2 protein-coding genes are annotated in these 1,863 nt (G+C 62.7%); one reads left to right on the top strand and one right to left on the bottom strand.

The features are described 5' to 3' along the window. Positions 1-124: 124 nt before the first annotated feature. The gene (locus tag QZY48_RS02330; protein WP_295427176.1) at positions 125-1,237 is read right to left on the bottom strand and encodes a glycosyltransferase family 2 protein; all 1,113 of its coding nucleotides are present in this window, start codon (positions 1,235-1,237) and stop codon (positions 125-127) included. A 296-nt stretch (positions 1,238-1,533) separates the two neighbouring features. Here QZY48_RS02330 and QZY48_RS02335 point away from each other — a divergent pair. After that, positions 1,534-1,863, top strand: a 330-nt coding sequence (locus QZY48_RS02335) for a transposase (RefSeq protein ID WP_295427178.1), incomplete at its 3' end; no start/stop codon positions are given.

The raw sequence follows: 1,863 nt of genomic DNA on the forward strand, positions 1-1,863 counted from the left end.
CGTGGCGCGCCGGATTCTATCGCACCCCAGATTGGATCGCTTTTCCGATTACGACAACGACAACGACAACGACAGCGTACCCGCGATCTCGGTCACCACATCAGTTCTGATCGCACCCAAGACGTCAGGCACCCTTCACCTTGTTCCAGGTATACACCGACGTCACGGCATAGTTCCATACCGCCCCCACGATGATGCCGGCCATGGCCGACAGGACCCAGGCGGTGTTGCCGACCAACTGGGTTTCAAAGGCGTAGGTGGCGATGCCGACGTTGGCGACGGCGCCGAGCGAGCAGGCGAGCGTGAAGGAGACCCAGCCGCGCAGCAGGCCCCAACCGCGCAGTTGTCGGTCACGATAGGTGACGACGTTATTGATGAAGAAGTTGAAGGTCATCGCCACGACCGCGGCGACACTCTGACCGACGGCAAAGCGAGCACCGCCCAGGTCAAAGACAAGCCACAGCATCAACAGGTGGACAAAGACCCCGGCCCCGCCGACCAAGGCGAAGGGGATGAAGCGGATGGGGACATAGCGACCCAGGGTTTTGTCCAGGAGCAGCATCAGAAAGTCCCAGAGGACCGCCGTATCGAACTTGCTCTCGCCCGCCTGCCGGGTCCGGAACTCATAAGGCACTTCAATGAACCGCAGGGGCTTGGGGCTTGAGGCGAACAGATCCAACAAGATCTTAAAGCCGATCCCCGACAAGTCACGCATCGCCCCTTCCAGCACTTCGCGTTTCAGCAGGAAGTACCCGCTCATGGGGTCCTGCACCGCCGCCTTGAGGACCAACCGGGACACCCGGGTCGCAAAGCGGCTGGCAAATTGCCGATCACCCGCCCATTGGCCCAGGCCGCCGCCGGCGACATAGCGGCTGCCGATGGCGATCTCGAAGCCCTCCTCTTTCACCCCCCGCAGCATGGCGGGCAGGATCGACTCATCGTGTTGCAGGTCCCCATCCATCACCGCCAGGTAGGGGGCGGAAGAGGCCAGCATACCCTCCACACAGGCGGTGGAAAGGCCCCGTCGGCCGATCCGCTGCAGCACCCGCACCCGTGGGTCCTGCCGCGCGACCTCGCGCACCAGCGTGGCGGTGCCGTCCGGTGAGTCGTCGTCCACGAAGATGACCTCCCAGGCGATGCCGGCAAGGGCCGCGGTGAGCCGTTTCACCAGTTCCCGGATATTGTCCCGCTCGTTGAAGGTCGGGACTATGACTGACAGCTCAGGGCTCGGGACCACGTTGACCTCGGGGGTTGGCGGTTAGGGAAACTGGTACTGGCGCCGCGGCGGGGCTCTTGCCAACCGGTCGGCTAGCCGGCCATTGTACTATTCGTCGGCGCAGGGCTCCTCTTTCCAGGATCGAGCCCCGGCTTTACCGAAGACCCGGCAAGGGCTTGAACTGTTGCGAAAAAAGTTGTATATTGTCCCTAAACATGAGCAAGAAGGGCCTGAAGCAGTTGCTGTGCGCGTAGCGGATTCCCAACCATGATCCTGTCGCGTATCCGCCTCCCCCATCTGGGGCGGAATTAAAACGCATGGAGCGACTCAACCGAAGCCTCTCGCGAAGCTTTTTCGAGTTCCGGCGCCAACTGGAGTACAAGACCGCGCTGCGCGGCGGGCGTGTGGTGGTCGCGGATCGCTGGTATCCAAGTAGCAAGACGTGCTCGGGATGCGTTCATCAGATTGACTCACTGCCGCTATCGGTGCGACAGTGGGACTGTCCGGCCTGTGGCGCCAGCCACGACCGGGACTTGAATGCGGCGATTAACCTCGCCCATTACGCCGCGAGTTCCGCGGTGTCTGCCTGTGGAGGGGAAGGCGCTGGTGCGGGCCGCAAGGTGCGCACGAAACCGGCCCCTGTGAAG

The organism is uncultured Thiodictyon sp., from assembly GCF_903828115.1.
GTDB lineage: Bacteria > Pseudomonadota > Gammaproteobacteria > Chromatiales > Chromatiaceae > Thiodictyon.